The organism is Kocuria sp. CPCC 205231 (assembly GCF_040980965.1).
GTDB lineage: Bacteria > Actinomycetota > Actinomycetes > Actinomycetales > Micrococcaceae > Kocuria > Kocuria rosea.
Genome location: NZ_JAVKPP010000004.1, coordinates 236,352 through 251,995, shown reverse-complemented (window position 1 = coordinate 251,995; position 15,644 = coordinate 236,352). Strand labels below are relative to the sequence as shown.

Annotated in this window: 14 protein-coding genes; 1 reads left to right on the top strand and 13 read right to left on the bottom strand. The window is 74.6% G+C overall.

The window, feature by feature from the left end; all coding sequences use genetic code 11:
- Nucleotides 1–12: 12 nt before the first annotated feature.
- From RF640_RS05785 to rimP, 7 genes are all read right to left on the bottom strand, one after another.
- Complete coding sequence (locus tag RF640_RS05785) at nt 13–384, bottom strand: hypothetical protein (RefSeq protein ID WP_109243412.1); 372 nt, start codon at nt 382–384, stop codon at nt 13–15.
- Nucleotides 384–1,436, bottom strand: coding sequence for a tRNA pseudouridine(55) synthase TruB (gene truB / locus RF640_RS05780; protein WP_052133096.1), 1,053 nt, complete (start codon nt 1,434–1,436; stop codon nt 384–386). Before truB ends, RF640_RS05785 begins: the two co-directional genes overlap by 1 nt.
- Before the next feature lie 21 nt (nt 1,437–1,457).
- Nucleotides 1,458–1,907: a 30S ribosome-binding factor RbfA gene (rbfA, locus tag RF640_RS05775; RefSeq protein ID WP_017832930.1), complete on the bottom strand. Its 450-nt coding sequence runs from the start codon at nt 1,905–1,907 to the stop codon at nt 1,458–1,460.
- 158 nt (nt 1,908–2,065) lie between these two features.
- The gene (gene infB, locus RF640_RS05770) at nt 2,066–4,933 is read right to left on the bottom strand and encodes a translation initiation factor IF-2 (RefSeq protein WP_031282722.1); all 2,868 of its coding nucleotides are present in this window, start codon (nt 4,931–4,933) and stop codon (nt 2,066–2,068) included.
- Nucleotides 4,934–5,137: 204 nt separating this feature from the next.
- Complete coding sequence (locus RF640_RS05765; RefSeq protein ID WP_081615740.1) at nt 5,138–5,488, bottom strand: YlxR family protein; 351 nt, start codon at nt 5,486–5,488, stop codon at nt 5,138–5,140.
- A 195-nt stretch (nt 5,489–5,683) separates the two neighbouring features.
- Nucleotides 5,684–6,664: a transcription termination factor NusA gene (gene nusA, locus RF640_RS05760; protein WP_017832933.1), complete on the bottom strand. Its 981-nt coding sequence runs from the start codon at nt 6,662–6,664 to the stop codon at nt 5,684–5,686.
- A 191-nt stretch (nt 6,665–6,855) separates the two neighbouring features.
- Nucleotides 6,856–7,371: a ribosome maturation factor RimP gene (gene rimP, locus RF640_RS05755; protein WP_095651572.1), complete on the bottom strand. Its 516-nt coding sequence runs from the start codon at nt 7,369–7,371 to the stop codon at nt 6,856–6,858.
- Between the two features lie 100 nt (nt 7,372–7,471).
- On the opposite strand from rimP, the gene RF640_RS05750 reads away from it, so the two are divergent.
- Nucleotides 7,472–8,497 (top strand): hypothetical protein, encoded by a 1,026-nt coding sequence (locus RF640_RS05750; RefSeq protein ID WP_284562433.1) that lies wholly within the window; start codon nt 7,472–7,474, stop codon nt 8,495–8,497.
- A 21-nt stretch (nt 8,498–8,518) separates the two neighbouring features.
- On the opposite strand, the gene RF640_RS05745 is transcribed toward RF640_RS05750, so the two are convergent.
- The 6 genes from RF640_RS05745 to RF640_RS05720 all read right to left on the bottom strand — a co-directional run bounded on the left by RF640_RS05745 (nt 8,519) and on the right by RF640_RS05720 (nt 15,632).
- Nucleotides 8,519–9,286: a TSUP family transporter gene (locus tag RF640_RS05745; protein WP_031282729.1), complete on the bottom strand. Its 768-nt coding sequence runs from the start codon at nt 9,284–9,286 to the stop codon at nt 8,519–8,521.
- 49 nt (nt 9,287–9,335) lie between these two features.
- Nucleotides 9,336–11,135, bottom strand: coding sequence for a proline--tRNA ligase (locus RF640_RS05740; protein ID WP_336650011.1), 1,800 nt, complete (start codon nt 11,133–11,135; stop codon nt 9,336–9,338).
- Between the two features lie 148 nt (nt 11,136–11,283).
- Entirely contained in the window at nt 11,284–12,138 is an 855-nt protein-coding gene (locus tag RF640_RS05735) for a GNAT family N-acetyltransferase (RefSeq protein ID WP_368827067.1), read from the bottom strand.
- Between the two features lie 18 nt (nt 12,139–12,156).
- The gene (ispG, locus tag RF640_RS05730; RefSeq protein ID WP_017832938.1) at nt 12,157–13,323 is read right to left on the bottom strand and encodes a flavodoxin-dependent (E)-4-hydroxy-3-methylbut-2-enyl-diphosphate synthase; all 1,167 of its coding nucleotides are present in this window, start codon (nt 13,321–13,323) and stop codon (nt 12,157–12,159) included.
- Nucleotides 13,324–13,501: 178 nt separating this feature from the next.
- Nucleotides 13,502–14,836, bottom strand: coding sequence for an RIP metalloprotease (locus RF640_RS05725; RefSeq protein WP_035929719.1), 1,335 nt, complete (start codon nt 14,834–14,836; stop codon nt 13,502–13,504).
- A gap of 196 nt (nt 14,837–15,032) precedes the next feature.
- Entirely contained in the window at nt 15,033–15,632 is a 600-nt protein-coding gene (locus tag RF640_RS05720) for a methionine ABC transporter permease (RefSeq protein ID WP_081615817.1), read from the bottom strand.
- Nucleotides 15,633–15,644: the final 12 nt, after the last annotated feature.

Genomic DNA, 15,644 nt, shown 5'->3' with positions numbered 1-15,644 from the left:
GGGGTCCGGGGCTCACTGGTAGTACCAGATGTAGTTCATGCGGTAGACCATGATGGCCACCACGGGCCCCGCGGCCGCGAGCACCCAGTTGGACCAGCTCGAGCGCTCCACGAGGGACCACACGAAGGTTCCGGCCGGGATGAGCAGGGCGGTCAGCAGGTAGCCCCAGTACTCGAGGGCCGATCCGGTGGGCCCGGGCCCCCGCACGTGCATGACGACCGTGCCCACGGCGTAGACGAGCAGGAACGCCTCGAGCAGCAGCACGGAGCCCTGGGTCCAGTCGTCGGGCCGCCGCCCGCGTGCGGCCTGCACGGCGCACACCAGGAAGGAGAGGGCGCCCAGCAGGGCCGCGGCCCAGAACCAGCCGTCGTAGCCCCACAGCATCAGCGCTCCTCCCGGGTGGTCCCGGGCGGCCCGGGGAACCGCTCCCCGGGCAGGAAGACGAGCACGGGCTTGGCGGTGCGCTCGCCGCGGTGGCCGCGGTCGGACAGCAGGGCCACGAGACGCCCGTCGGGGGCGAAGCCGGCGGTGACGGCGTCGTGATCCGGCGGGGTCCCGCCGTGGTCCCCGCCGCCGTCGGCGGCGCTGGGACCGATCCGGCGGCCGTGGGCGACGTCCTGGGCCTCGGCGGCGGTCAGCCGGCGGACGGGGAACAGTCCGGCGGCGGCCTCCTCCAGGCTCGTCACGGGCAGCGGGCGGCCGGCGGCCACCTCCGCGGCGAGCTCCTCCAGGGTGGACGCGTCCTCGAGGGTCCACGCGCCCACCCGGGTGCGGCGCAGCGCGGTCAGGTGACCGCCCACCCCCAGGTCGGCGCCGAGGTCCCGGGCCAGCGCCCGGACGTAGGTGCCCGAGCTGCAGGTCACGGTGACGTCGACGTCGAGGACCTCCCGTCCGGCGTCGTCGGCGGTGCGCACGAGCCGGTGCACGGCGAACTCGGAGACGGTGACGGGGCGCGCGGCGAGCTCCACGTCCTGCCCGGCGCGGACCTGGGCGTAGGCGCGGCGGCCCTCGACCTTGATCGCGCTGACCTTCGCGGGGACCTGCTGGATGTCCCCGGTGAGCCGGGCGACGCCGGCCGCCACCGCGTCCTCGTCCACCGCCGCCACGGCCCCGGGGGCGGCGACGTCGACGACCTCCCCCTCGGCGTCGTCGGTCACGGTGGTCAGGCCGAGCCGGATCGTCGCGGCGTACGTCTTGTCCCGGCCCACCACCCAGGTCAGGAGGCGGGTGGCCCGGTCGACGCCGAGCACCAGCACGCCCGTGGCCATGGGGTCCAGGGTGCCGGCGTGGCCCACCTTGCGGGTGCCCGCGAGGCGGCGGGCGCGGGCGACGACGTCGTGGCTGGTCCAGCCGGCGGGCTTGTCCACGACCACGAGCCCGGACGGCGTCGGCAGGGACGGGTCCGGACTCGGGACGTCAGGCTTCGTGCGGGTCACTTCCCCGGTGCCCCCGCCTGCTCAGCGGTCCCGGGAGGACTCGTCGTCCTCCTCGGCCGGCTTCCGGTAGGGGTCCTCGCCGGCGGCCCAGCTGGCCCCGGCGGCCTGGGCGGCAACCTCGGCGTCCTTCTCCTTGGCCGCGCGCAGCACCTCCTCGAGGTGGGAGGCGTTGACCGGGATCTCGTCCGGGACGAAGGTCAGGGTGGGCGTCAGGCGGGCCGTGATGTTCCGTCCCACCTCGCTGCGCAGGACGCCCTTGGCGGACTCGAGGGCCGCCCGGGTGTTCTGCTGCTCCTCCGCGGTGCCGAACACCGTGTAGTACAGGGTGGCGTGCTGGAGGTCGTTGGTGACGCGGGCGTCCGTGATGGTCACGAAGCCCAGCCGGGGGTCCTTGACCCGGCGCTCGAGCGCCTGGGCCACGACGACCTTGATCCGGTCGGCGAGTCGGGCGGCGCGTGCTGCGTCAGCCATGGTGGATGCTCCTCGGGTCGGGGCGGTGCGGTGCTCGGCGCGGTGCTGGCGACGAGGCGGGGAACGGTGCTGGAACGGGGGCGGCGGCACGGGCGGGCGCTGGGCCCGCCCGTGCCGCCGCGGGTGTCCCGCGCGCGGGGCGCGGGACTCGGGACGGGTCAGGCGCGCGGCTTCTCGCGCATCTCCCACGTCTCGATGAGGTCGCCCTCGTGGATGTCGTTGAAGGAGCCGAGCCCGATACCGCACTCGTAGCCCTCGCGGACCTCGGTCGCGTCGTCCTTGAACCGGCGCAGCGAGTCGATGGTGAGGTTGTCCGCCACGACGCTGCCGTCCCGGACGAGCCGGGCCTTGGAGTTGCGTCGGATGGTGCCCTTGGTGATGTAGGCACCGGCGATGTTGCCCCACTTGGAGGAGCGGTACACCTCGCGGATCTCGGCGGTGCCGAGCTCCACCTCCTCGTACTCCGGCTTGAGCATGCCCTTGAGCGCGCTCTCGACCTCGTCGATGGCGTTGTAGATCACCGAGTAGAACTTCATCTCGACGCCCTCGCGGTCGGCCAGCTCCGTCACGCGCTCGGCGGGACGGACGTTGAAGCCGATGATGATCGCGTTGTCCACGGTCGCCAGGTTGACGTCGTTCTGGGTGATCGCGCCGACGCCGCGGTGGATGACCCGCAGCTGGACCTCCTCGCCCACGTCGATCTTGAGCAGCGAGTCCTCGAGCGCCTCCACGGCACCGGACACGTCGCCCTTGATGATGAGGTTGAGCGTGTCGATCTTGCCGGCGGCCACGGCCTCGTCGAAGGACTCGAGCGTGATCCGCTTGCGGCGCTTGGCGAGCAGGGCGTTGCGGTCCGCCGCCTGGCGCTTCTCGGCGATCTGGCGTGCGGTGCGCTCCTCCGGGGTGGAGAGGAACGTGTCGCCCGCCCGGGGCACCGAGTCGAGGCCCAGCACCTGCACGGGACGCGAGGGACCCGCCTCCTCGACGGACTGCCCGTTCTCGTCGAACATGGCGCGCACCCGGCCGTACGCGGCACCGGCGACGATCGCGTCGCCGACGTGCAGCGTGCCGGACTGGACGAGCACGGTCGAGACCGCACCGCGGCCCTTGTCCAGGTTCGCCTCGATGGCCACGCCGCGGGCGTCCTTGTTCGGGTTCGCCGAGAGCTCGAGCGCGCCGTCCGCGGTCAGCACGATCGCGTCCAGCAGGTCGTCGATGTTGAGGTTCTGGCGCGCGGAGACGTCGACGAACATGGTGTCGCCGCCGTACTCCTCGGGGACCAGGCCGTACTCGGTGAGCTGGCCGCGGATCTTCTCCGGGTTCGCGTCGGGCTTGTCGATCTTGTTCACCGCGACCACGATCGGCACGCCGGCGGCCTGGGCGTGGTTGAGCGCCTCGACCGTCTGCGGCATGACGCCGTCGTCCGCGGCGACCACGAGCACGGCGATGTCCGTCACCTGGGCACCACGGGCACGCATGGCGGTGAACGCCTCGTGGCCCGGGGTGTCGATGAACGTGATCTGCCGCTCCTGGCCGTCGACCTCGGTGTCGATCTGGTAGGCGCCGATGTGCTGGGTGATGCCACCGGCCTCCCCCTCGATCACCTTCGTGTTGCGGATCGCGTCGAGCAGGCGGGTCTTGCCGTGGTCGACGTGGCCCATGACGGTGACGACCGGCGGGCGCGCCTCCAGGACGTCCTCGCCCTCGGCCGCGGCCTCGGCCTCCAGGTCGATGTCGAAGGACTCGAAGAGCTCGCGCTCCTCGTCCTCCGGGGAGACGACCTGGATCCGGTACCCGAGCTCCGCGCCCAGCAGCTGGAAGGTCTCCTCGTCGAGGGACTGCGTCTGCGTGGCCATCTCGCCGAGGTGGATGAGCACCGTGACGAGGGAGGCCGGGTTCGCGTTGATCTTCTCGGCGAAGTCCGTGAGGGACGCGCCGCGCCGCAGGCGGACGACCGTGGTGCCGTCGCCGTGGGGCACGGAGACGCCGCCGACGGACGGGGCCTTCATCTGCTCGAGCTCCTGGCGCTTCGCCCGCTTCGACTTGCGCTGCTTGCCGCGGGCACCGCCGCGCCCGAAGGCGCCCTGGGTGCCGCCGCGGCCGCCGCGGCCGGGGCCGCCGCCGGGACGGGAGAACCCGCCCCCGCCGCCGCCGGGACCGCCGCGGCGGGGACCTGCGCCGCCGCCGGCCGGCCGGGAGCCGATCGGGGCCACGCCGGTGGTGTGCCCGGGCATCATGTTCGGGCTGGGGCGTGCGCCGCCGGGGCGGGGACCGCCCTGGGGCCGCGGGCCGCCCTGGCCCTGCGGACGGGGACCGCCCTGACCCTGGCCCTGCGGGCGGGGACCGCCCTGGCCCTGGCCCTGGGGACGCGGTCCGCCCTGGCGCTCGGGACGGCCCGAGCGCATGCCCTGCTGGGCGGCGAACGGGTTGTTGCCCGGACGCGGACCCGCCGGGCGGGGAGCACCGGGGCGCGGCGCGGCCGAGCCCGGACGGGGCGCGGTGCCACCGGGACGCGGCGCGGCCGAGCCCGGACGGGGCGCTCCGCTGCGGCCCATGCCCTGCTGGCTGGCGAACGGGTTGTTGCCCGGGCGCGGGCCCGGGGCGGGGGTCCTGGCGCCCGGGGCCGCCGGGCGCTGCGGCGCGGACCGCTCCGGGGTCGAGGACGGCTCGGCGGAGCGCTGCTCGGGCGCCTTCTCGGCCGGCCGCTGCTCGGCGGCCTTCTCGGGCGCGCGCTCCGGCGCCTTCTCGGCGGGCTTGGCGGCCGCCGGGCCCGGGGCGGGCGCGGAGGTGCCGGGCCGGGACGAGGCGCCGGGCTTGGACGCGGGCTTGCCGGCGGGCGCCGGGGCCGCCGGGGCGGACTTCTCCGCCCGGCCGGCGAGGGCGGAGCGCAGCTTCTTGGCGACGGGCGGCTCGACGGTCGAGGACGCGCCTCGGACGAACTCACCCAGGGTCTGAAGCGTGGAAATCGCTTCCTTGGACGTTATTCCGAGCTCTTTCGCGAGCTCGTGAACGCGGGGCTTGGCCACTTCTCTCCTGTCTCGGTCCGCACCGAAACAGGCACGAACCACTTATTTTCCGTTGAGGCTCCCGGAGCATCGGCCGTCGAGGACGGCGCGGGGTCGCGGGAGGCCGTTGGCAGAGCACAACGAAGCACTCATCGCTGGGCACTCATCGGTTTTCCATCGGTTCTCTGACTCGCTTTCCAGTTCTTCACCCGCGAACGGACGTGGTCACCGGTCCGGTCGGACCGCGCGGGCTGCCGTCCGGGGACGGCTGTGGTCGGCACTCGTGCGTCCGGTCGCCGGGGCTGCCCCCGTGGACAGCAGAGCGTCCAGTGCGGGGGCGACCGCCTCCGTGTCCACGACCGCCCGGAACGCGCGCCGGAAGGCGCGCCGGCGCAAGGCCGAGTCCAGGCACTCGTGGGAGGGGTGGAGCCAGGCTCCGCGACCGCCGAGGCGGCCGTCCCGGTCGACCACGGCCCGGAGGCCGCTGTCGGTCGGTTCGGTCACCACACGTACGAGCTGGTCAGGGTGTTCGGTGGTCCGGCATCCGATGCACGTGCGACGGGAGTCTGCACTCACTCGCTCGGTACTCCTCGTCTCGCGCCGGGACGTCGGGGACGTCCCGTGCGGGCCGGGAGCGGGCGCCGGACAGGGACCACCAACGATCTGACCGCTGTCCAGTCTATCCCGGGGACCGCCCTGGGCCGAAACCGGGGGCGCGCGGGATCCCGGGACCGCCCCGGGGCGGGGGCGCCGGTCCCGCCGCGGCGCGGCTCAGCGGCGCTCGGCGGCCTTCGACTCGGGCACGATGTCGATCTTCCAGCCCGTGAGCTTGGCGGCCAGGCGGGCGTTCTGGCCCTCCTTGCCGATGGCCAGGGACAGCTGGGTGTCGGGGACCACGGCGCGGGACGAGCGGGCCCGCTCGTCGAGCACGCTCACCCGGGACACCTTGGCCGGGGACAGGGCGTTGGCGATGCAGCGGGCGGGATCGTCCGACCAGTCGACGATGTCGATCTTCTCGTCGTGCAGCTCGTTCATCACGGCGCGCACGCGGGAGCCCATCTCCCCGATGCAGGCGCCCTTGGCGTTGATCCCGGACTGGGTGGCGCGCACGGCGATCTTGGTGCGGTGGCCGGCCTCGCGGGCGATCGCCATGATCTCCACGGAGCCGTCGGCGATCTCCGGCACCTCCATCTCGAACAGACGGCGCACCAGGTCCGGGTGGGACCGGGACAGCGTGATGGACGGGCCCTTCATGCCGCGCTTGACCTCCACGACGAAGGCGCGGATGCGCGCGCCGTGCGGGTACTTCTCGCCGGGGGCCTGCTCGTGCGGGGGCAGCACGCCCTCCACGGTGCCGAGGTCGACCTGGACCATGTGGGGGTTGTGCCCCTGCTGGATCTGCCCGGAGACGATCTCTCCCTCCCGGCCCTTGAAGTGGCCCAGGACGGCGTCGTCCTCGACGTCGCGCAGCCGCTGGAGGATGACCTGGCGGGCCGTGGAGGCGGCGATCCGCCCGAAGCCGGCCGGGGTGTCGTCGAACTCCCCGACCGCCTCGCCGTCCTCGTCCAGCTCGGGCGCCCAGATGGTGACGTGGCCGGTCCGGCGCTCGATCTCGGCGCGCGCTCCCGGCAGCGCGCCGGCGGTCTTGTGGTACGCCAGCAGGAGGGCCTGCTCGATGGTGGGGATGAGCAGGTCCACGGGGATGTCGCGCTCACGCTCCAGCAGTCGGAGGGTGCTCATATCGATGTCCATGTCCGGCCTTCCTCACCTGACGGCCCCGGGGACGGCGCAGCGCACCGTCGGGGATGACGGGGCGCCGCCACGGGTCGTGCTCGCGCACTCGTCGTCGCACTCGGTTGTCGTCGCACTGCGGACCGCGGCGCCGGTGGGCGCCGCGGCGTCAACGGCACATCTTACACTCGTGCCGAGTGTGGCCGGGTCCGTCAGTCCGTGAACTCGACCTCCACCCTGGCCCGGCGCACGGCTTCGAAGGCCCAGCGCTCCGGGTCGAGCAGTCGGGCCGGCATCCCCTTCTTCACCTGGTGGCTGCGCTGCAGGACCACGCCGTCCTGGCCGACCTCGAGCAGGCGGGCCGTGAACTTCTCGCCCTCCACCGGGGTGACCCGCACCAGCCGGCCGATCGAGCGGCGCCAGTGCCGCGGGGCCGCGAGCTCCCTCGTGGCCCCCGGGGAGGACACCTCCAGCTCGTAGGCCGAGCCCGGCACGGGGTCCGTGCGGTCGAGGAGCTCGGACACGGCCCGGGAGACCGCGGCGATCCGGTCGATGTCCACGCTGTCGGTGCTGTCCTCCGGCAGGTCCACGAGCACCTGCAGCACGAGCCCGGTGCCGGCGGGCTTCAGGGCGACGTGCTCCAGGACGAGCCCCGACTCCTCGACCGCGGGGCCGATCAGCTCGGCCAGCCGCTGGTCGTCGGGTCCGGGGGTGCTCTGCTCGCTCACGGGGTCTCCTCGTGCTGTCGGGACGTCGGGGTCGGTCCTGGAGATCCTATGATGAACGCGGCCCTCCGCCGTCCCCCGCCGCGTCCCCCAGGAGCCCCCGGTGACCGATCCCCGCACGCCCGTCCCCCGGGTGCTCCCGCTGGTGCTGGGGGTCCTGCTCGCCACCGGGGCGGCCGGGGCGTGGTGGCTGGACTCCGCCCGGCCGGTGCCCCCGGACGAGGTCGCGCGCGCCGAGGCGTGGCGGGGAACCGAGGCGCTGCTCGCGGCGCCCGCCCCGGCGCCCGCCGCCGCGTGGGCGGACGTGCGCGCCGACCTGGCCCGGCAGCTCGAGGCCCTCGGTCCCGCGCCCGACGACCGCACGAGCGCCGCCGCCCGGGCCGGGCGCCCCTCCCCCGCCGGCGGCACCGGCGGCGTCAGCACCGGCGATGCCGGGGACGCCGCGGAACCGGGCGCCACGGCGTCCGCCGTGCTGCGGACGACGGCGACGGCCCTCGCCGGGGACGCCCTGGCCGCCGAGGACCCCGCACTGGCGCGGGTGCTCGCCGCGGCGGCGGTCTCGCGGGCCACGGCGGCCCGGCAGCTCGCGGCCCCGCAGGGCCCGGCGCCGCAGGTCCCGGCTCCGGCCGGCGCCGACCTGTGCGACGCCGCCGGGGATCCGGCCCCCGGCCGGACGACCGCTCCCGGGGCCGTCCTGTGGTCGGCGCTGGACCGCGCCGGCTACGCCTTCGAGGCGCTGGCCGCCCGCACCGGGACGGCCCCGGACGCCGCCGCCCCTGACGTTGCCGCCCCGGCCGGTGCCGTCCCCGCCGAGCTGGCGGCCCGGGCGCGGGCGGACGTCGAGGAGCTCCTGGGGTCCCCGTCCGCCCGGCGGGTGCTCGCGGCGGACCCGGGGCTGCCGGCGGGCGCCTACGTCCTGCCCGAGGACGTGCGGGAGCACCCCGGCCGGGTCGCGGACACGGCGGCGCGGGACGTGCAGGATGCCGCCGCGCACGTGCTGGCCCGCGGGGACGCCGGCGACCGGTGCTGGGCGCTCGTGGCGCTCGAGCGCGCGACCGGGCTGCGCGCCGCGCTCACGGGGGAGGTCGACGCCCTGCCCGGCGTGGTCCGGGACGGCCCGCCGCGGTGACCTCCCGCCCGGTGGGGCGGCTCAGGCTCCCCGCAGCACGTCGACGCCCAGCTTGAGGATGAGCAGCGAGACCACGGTGAGGAACACCACCCGGATGAAGCGGCTGCCGCGGGCCACCGCGGTGCGCGCCCCGAGGTAGCCGCCCAGCATGTTGGACAGCCCCAGGACGAGACCCAGGCCCCACAGCACCGACCCGTGGCCGAAGAAGAACACGAGCGCGCCCACGTTGGTCGCGAGATTGACGATCTTCGCCTTGGCGCTGGCGGCCAGGAAGCTGTAGCCCAGCAGCGTGATCATGGCGATGACCAGGAACGAGCCGGTGCCCGGGCCCATCACGCCGTCATAGAAGCCGATGACGGTGCCGATCACCATCGCGGTGCCGTAGTGCCGCGCCCCGCTGTGGCGCAGCTCGGTGAGCTGCCCCACGGTGGGCCGGGCCACGGTGAACAGGAGCACGGCCACCAGCGCGGCGAGGATGATCGGGCGGAACACCGCCTCGGGCAGGGACGCGGCCAGCGCCGCCCCGCCGAAGCTGCCGAGAAGCGCGACGCCGGCCATGGGCAGGGCGGTGCGCAGGTCGGGGGACGTGCGCCGGTAGAAGGTCAGCGCGCTCGTCGCGGTGCCGAACACGGAGCCCATCTTGTTGGTGGCCAGGGCCTGGACGGGGCTGATCCCCGGGACCATCAGCACCACGGGCAGCTGCAGCAGGCCGCCGCCGCCGACCACGGCGTCGACGAAGCCCGCGGCGAGTCCGGCCGCCACCAGCAGGGCGACGACGCCGGGGTCCATCTGCTCCAGGCCCGAGGCCCCGAGCCAGGCGCCGAGCCCCTGCACGGGATCAGCCGCGCACGGCGGCGGCGACCACGGCGGCGACGCCGTCCCGGGGCACGTCCTCGCTGCTGCCGCTCGCGCGGTCCTTGAGCTCGAGGACGCCGTCCTTGAGGCCGCGGCCGACCACCAGCACGGTGGGCACGCCGAGCAGCTCGGCGTCGCCGAACTTCACGCCTGGGGAGACCTTGGGCCGGTCGTCGAAGAGGACCTCGAGCCCCTCCGCCTCGAGCTCGGCCACGACCTTCTCGGCCTCCTCCAGCACCTCGGGGCCCTTGCCGGTGGCGACCACGTGGACGTCCGCAGGGGCGACCTGGCGCGGCCAGAGCAGCCCCTTGTCGTCGTGGTAGGCCTCGGCGAGGGCGGCCACCGCCCGGGTGACCCCGATCCCGTAGGAGCCCATGGTCACGGTGACGAGCTTGCCGTTGCGGTCGAGCACCTTCAGCCCCAGCGCCTCCGCGTACTTGCGGCCCAGCTGGAAGATGTGCCCCATCTCGATGCCGCGGGCCGCCTCGAGCGGACCGGAGCCGTCCGGCGCGGGATCGCCGGCCCGCACCTCGGCGCACTCCAGGACGCCGTCCCAGGCGAAGTCGCGCCCGGCCGTGAGGTCGTAGACGTGCTGGCCGGCCACGTTCGCCCCGGTCACCCACCGGGTGCCGCGGACCACGCGCGGGTCCACGAAGAAGGGGATGCCGGTCGAGGACTTCTCGCCGAGCACGGCCTGGTCCGGGGACAGCCCCGGCCCGATGTAGCCCTTGACCAGCAGCGGGCAGGCGCGCAGGTCCTCGTCGCCGGCCTGCTCCACCAGCACCTCGCCGGAGACGTCCAGGGCGGCGCCGATGCCGGCCTCGATGCGCTTGAGGTCCACGGCGCGGTCGCCGGGCAGGCCGACCGCCACGAGCCGCCTGGCGCCGTCGGGCAGGACGACGGCGAGCACCACGTTCTTGAGGGTGTCGCCGGCGGTCCAGGGCCCCTCGGCGCGCGGGTGCAGCTCGTTCGAGCGCTGCACGAGCGTGTCGATCGTGGGGCTGTCCGGGGTCTCGAGCACCCGTGCCTCGGGGGACCCGGCGGGATCGGTCTCCGCGGGCACCACGGTGGTCACCGCCTCGACGTTGGCCGCGTAGCCGCCGGGCGAGCGCACGAACGTGTCCTCGCCGATGACCGTGGGGTGCAGGAACTCCTCGGAGCGGGAGCCGCCCATGGCCCCGGACTGGGCCGAGACGGCGACCACGGGCAGGCCGAGGCGCTCGAAGATCCGGACGTAGGCCTCGCGGTGCCTGGCGTAGGACTCGTCGAGACCGGCGTCGTCGACGTCGAAGGAGTAGGAGTCCTTCATGACGAACTCGCGCCCGCGCAGGAGACCGGCGCGGGGGCGGGCCTCGTCCCGGTACTTCGCCTGGATCTGGTAGAGGGTGACGGGGAGGTCCTTGTAGGAGGAGTACAGGTCCTTGACGAGCAGCGTGAACATCTCCTCGTGCGTGGGCGCGAGCAGGTAGTCGGCGTCCTTGCGGTCCTTCAGGCGGAAGAGGTTCTCCCCGTACTCCGTCCAGCGGTTCGTGACCTCGTAGGGCTCGCGCGGCAGCAGCGCCGGGAAGTGCACCTCCTGGGCGCCGATCGCATCCATCTCCTCGCGCACCACCTGCTCGACCTTCCCGAGCACCCGCAGGCCCATCGGCAGCCAGGTGTAGATGCCCGGGGCGGCCCGGCGGATGTAGCCGGCGCGGACGAGCAGCTTGTGGCTGTCCACCTCGGCGTCGACCGGGTCTTCGCGGAGGGTTCGCAGGAACAGGGAGGAGAGTCGCAGCGCCACGAGGGCTCCGTTTCTCCCGGGGAGCGCGGCGTGGTGCGGCCGGGCCCGGGCGTCGAGAGGGTGGGCGGCGCCGACGGCGCCGCTGATTCCGGTCAAATCTACACCCCCCGCCCGGGCCGGCCGCACCGGGATCGGCGGCCCCGGGCGCTCAGAGCAGGACGGTGGCGAAGGTCCCGACCCGCTCGAAGCCGACCCGCCGGTAGGTGGCGAGGGCCCGGACGTTGTAGTCGTTGACGTAGAGGCTGACCACCGGGGTGCGCCGGCGGGCGAGGCGCACGGCCGCCGCCATGCAGGGCGCTGCCAGCCCCCGGCCGCGGTGCGCCGGGTCCACCCACACGCCCTGCACCTGCGCCACGCCGCGGGCCACCGAGCCGAGGTCGGCCTTGAACACCACGCGGCCCCCCTCGTCGGTCAGCACGAGGCAGCGCCCCGCCCCGACGAGCGCGGAGACCCGGTCCCGGTACCCGCGGTCGCCGCCCGTGTACGGGGAGTACCCGACCTCCTCCTCGAACATGGCGGCGCTCGCCGGGAGCACGGCGGGCAGGTCCTCGGGGCGTGCCACGCGCACGCCGGGGTGCGGGGCGGGCGCGGGGTCCCGGTCGATGGCCAGCAGGGGCTGGACGGGGCGCAGGTCGAAGGGCCGGGGCCACGAGCGCTCCACCCGGGACCACAGCCCGAGGACCAGCTCGGCGGGCCCGAACAGCGAGGCGTGCCGGGACCCGCCCCGCCGCAGGTGCCCTCCGACGAGGTCCAGGCCCGGGCCGTCCAGGGACACGGGCACCACGTTCGTGCCCACCCAGCACGCGCCGGTCAGCTCACCGTCCGGCCCGGCGGTGCCGACCACGGGCGGGATCCGCGAGCCTTTGCTCCCGCGGTACGACTCGACGTGGGCGGCCACGAAGGCGTGGGCGACGGGGTCCGCCTCGAGCAGCCGGTCCAGCTGGGCCGGATCGACCTCCCCCGCCGGCACCAGCCGCGGCGCCGTCCTCCGCTGCGTCCTCACCCGCCCGTCACCGGCCCGTCAGCTGACGCTCACGACGGGGCTGCCCGCCGTGGTCTCCCCGTTCTCGTCCGTCTCCATCTCGGCGGCGATGCGGTTGGCCTCCTCGATCAGCGTCTCCACGATGAGGTCCTCGGGGACGGTCTTCACGACCTCGCCCTTGACGAAGATCTGGCCCTTGCCGTTGCCGGAGGCCACGCCGAGGTCGGCCTCGCGGGCCTCGCCGGGGCCGTTGACGACGCAGCCCATCACGGCCACCCGCAGCGGGACGGTGAGCCCCTCGAGGCCCGCCGTCACCTCGTCCGCGAGCGTGTAGACGTCGACCTGCGCGCGGCCGCAGGAGGGGCAGGAGACGATCTCGAGCTTGCGCGGGCGCAGGCCCAGGGACTGCAGGATCTGGTTGCCGACCTTGACCTCCTCGACCGGCGGCGCCGAGAGGGAGACCCGGATGGTGTCCCCGATGCCCTGGGACAGCAGGGCGCCGAAGGCCGTGGCGGACTTGATGGTGCCCTGGAAGGCGGGGCCCGCCTCGGTCACGCCGAGGTGCAGGGGCCAGTCGCCGCGCTCGGCGAGCAGCTGGTAGGCCCGGACCATGGTGACGGGGTCGTTGTGCTTGACGGAGATCTTGAAGTCGTGGAAGTCGTGCTCCTCGAACAGGGACGCCTCCCACACGGCGGACTCGACGAGCGCCTCGGGCGTGGCCTTGCCGTACCTGTCCATGATCCGCTGGTCGAGGGAGCCGGCGTTCACGCCGATCCGGATGGACACCCCGGCGGCCTTGGCCTCGCGGGCGATCTGGCCGACCTGGTCGTCGAACTTGCGGATGTTGCCCGGGTTGACGCGCACGGCCGCGCACCCGGCCTCGATGGCCGCGTAGACGTACTTCGGCTGGAAGTGGATGTCGGCGATCACCGGGATCGGGGACTTCATGGCGATGATCGGCAGGGCGTCGGCGTCGTCCTGGGACGGGCACGCCACCCGGACGATGTCGCACCCGGTGGCGTTGAGCTCGGCGATCTGCTGCAGGGTGGCGTTGATGTCCGTGGTGGGGGTGGTCGTCATGGACTGCACGCTCACCGGCGAGTCGGAGCCGACGCCCACGGACCCGACCCGGATCTGCCGGGTCTTCCGGCGCGGGGAGAGGACGGGCTGGGGCGCGGCGGGCATGCCGAGGCTGACCGGGGTCAAGGAGTTCCTCCGAGGAATCGAGGGCAGGAGCTGGAGCGGTGGCGCCGGGACCCGCTGGCCGGGCCCGTCACCGGTTCCCATTGTGCCCCATGCTCCGGGGCGGCCCCCGGTGCCGGGGGTGCGATTCCTCCCACGCCGAACGCCCGCCGGCCCCGGGGGCGCGCCGGCCGGCCCGGGCTCAGAACAGCCGGACCGGTTTGACGATGTCCGCGTAGATCAGCAGCACGGACATCCCGATCATCAGCACGGCCACCGCGTAGGTCACCGGCAGCAGCCGGGCGGGGTCGAACGGGCCGGGGTCGCGGCGGCCGAGCAGCCGGGCGCTCCCCCGGCGCAGCGCCTCCCACAGCGCCCCGGCGACGTGCCCGCCGTCGAGCGGCAGCAGCGGCAGCAGGTTGAAGACGAACAGGGCCAGGTTGACGGAGCCGACCAGGCCCACGAGAGAGGCGGCCTTGTCCCGCAGCGCGATCTCCTCGTGCGCGGCGATCTCCCCCGAGATCCGGCCGACCCCCACCACGGAGATCGGCCCGTCCGGGTCCCGGGGCGCGTCGGAGAACGCCGCCTCCCCCACCTCGTAGATCCGCTGCGGCAGGTGCAGGACCACCCCGGCGATCTGCTGCAGCCCGTCCAGCACCGCCCCGGGCACCGCGGTCAGCGGCTGCCGGACGGGCTCGCTGGTGGGGCTGATGCCGATGAACCCGACCTCCTCGTAGCGGGGGGCGCCGTCCTCGCCGGTCACGGCGGCGCCGGAGTCGTCCAGCACGGGCCGCGAGGAGAGGATGGGGGTCAGCGCCGCGGACACGGTCCGGCCGTCCCGCTCGACCACCACCGGGATCCGTTCGCCGGCCCGGTCCCGGATCCGGGCGGTGAGCTCGTCCCAGGAGCCGACCGGGGCGCCGTCGACGGCCGTGACGACGTCCCCGGGGCGCAGCCCGGCGGCGTTCGCGGGGGCCTGGGGGTCCTCCGGCCGGCACTCGGTCTGCCCGGCGGCCTGGCGCTCCGCGGCCACCACGCACTCGGACACCCACGCGACCGTCGTGGTGGGCGTCGCCGTCCCGAAGCCGGAGAGCAGGACGGCCAGGCACAGGGTCCCGAGCAGGAGGTTCATCACGGGGCCGCCGAGCATGATCACGATCCGCTTCCACACGGGCAGCCGGTAGAACACGCGGTCCTCGTCCCCGGGGAGGAGCTGGTCCGCGGCGCCGCCGCGGGCCTCGGCCGCCATCTGCTGGAACACGCCGGTGCTCGAGGCGCGGGCCGTCGAGCCCGCGCGCGCCGGCGGGTACATCCCCACCATGGAGATGTAGCCGCCCAGCGGGACCGCCTTGAGCCCGTACTCCGTCTCGCCGCGCCGGCGGGAGAGCACGGTGCGCCCGAAGCCGACCATGTACTGCGTGACGCGCACGCCGAAGAGCTTGGCCGGCACGAGGTGGCCGATCTCGTGGAGGGCGATGGAGACCGCGATGGCGGCGGCGGCCAGCAGCACGCCCACGAGGAACAGCACGACACCCATCCGTCGGACCTCCCGGGATCGTCGAGGGACCCCGGCGGGCGCCGGGGACGTCGGGGCCGTGCGCTCGGCACGGCGAGGACCAGTCTGCACCACGATCCTGGACGTCGGGCACCGGGCGCACCAGGGCACGACGACGGCCGGTGCCCTCCCGGGAGGGAGGCGCACCGGCCGTCGGTGGGCTGCGGGGCGGGGCGCCTCAGCGGCGCAGGATCCGGCGGGCCAGCCGGTTGCCCACCACCTGCACGAGCTGGACCAGGACCACGATGACGGCGACCGCCGCCCACGTGACCTCGTCGTTGAACCGCTGGTAGCCCAGGCGCAGGGCGAAGTCGCCCAGGCCGCCGGCGCCGATGGCCCCGGCCATCGCCGACATGTCCGTGATGCCGATGACCAGGAACGTGTAGCCGAGCACCAGGGGGCCCAGCGCCTCGGGCAGGATCACCGTGGTGATGATCCGGCCGCGGGAGACGCCCATGGAGCGGGCCGCCTCCACGACCCCGGGGTCCACGCTCATGAGGTTCTGCTCGACGATGCGCGCCACCGCGAACATGGCCCCGATGGTCATCGCGAAGATCGCGGCGTTGGGCCCCAGCCGGGTCCCGACGACCCCCTGGGTCACCGGTCCCAGCGCGGCCAGCAGGATGATGAACGGGATCGGCCGGACGAAGTTCACCACGAGGTTGAGGCCCTCGTGCACCGCCCGGTTCTCCAGGATGTTGCCCCGGCGGGTGACGTAGAGGCCGACGCCCACGAGCAGACCGAGCAGGCCGGCGAGCAGCAGCGTGACCGCCACCATGTAGAGGGTCTC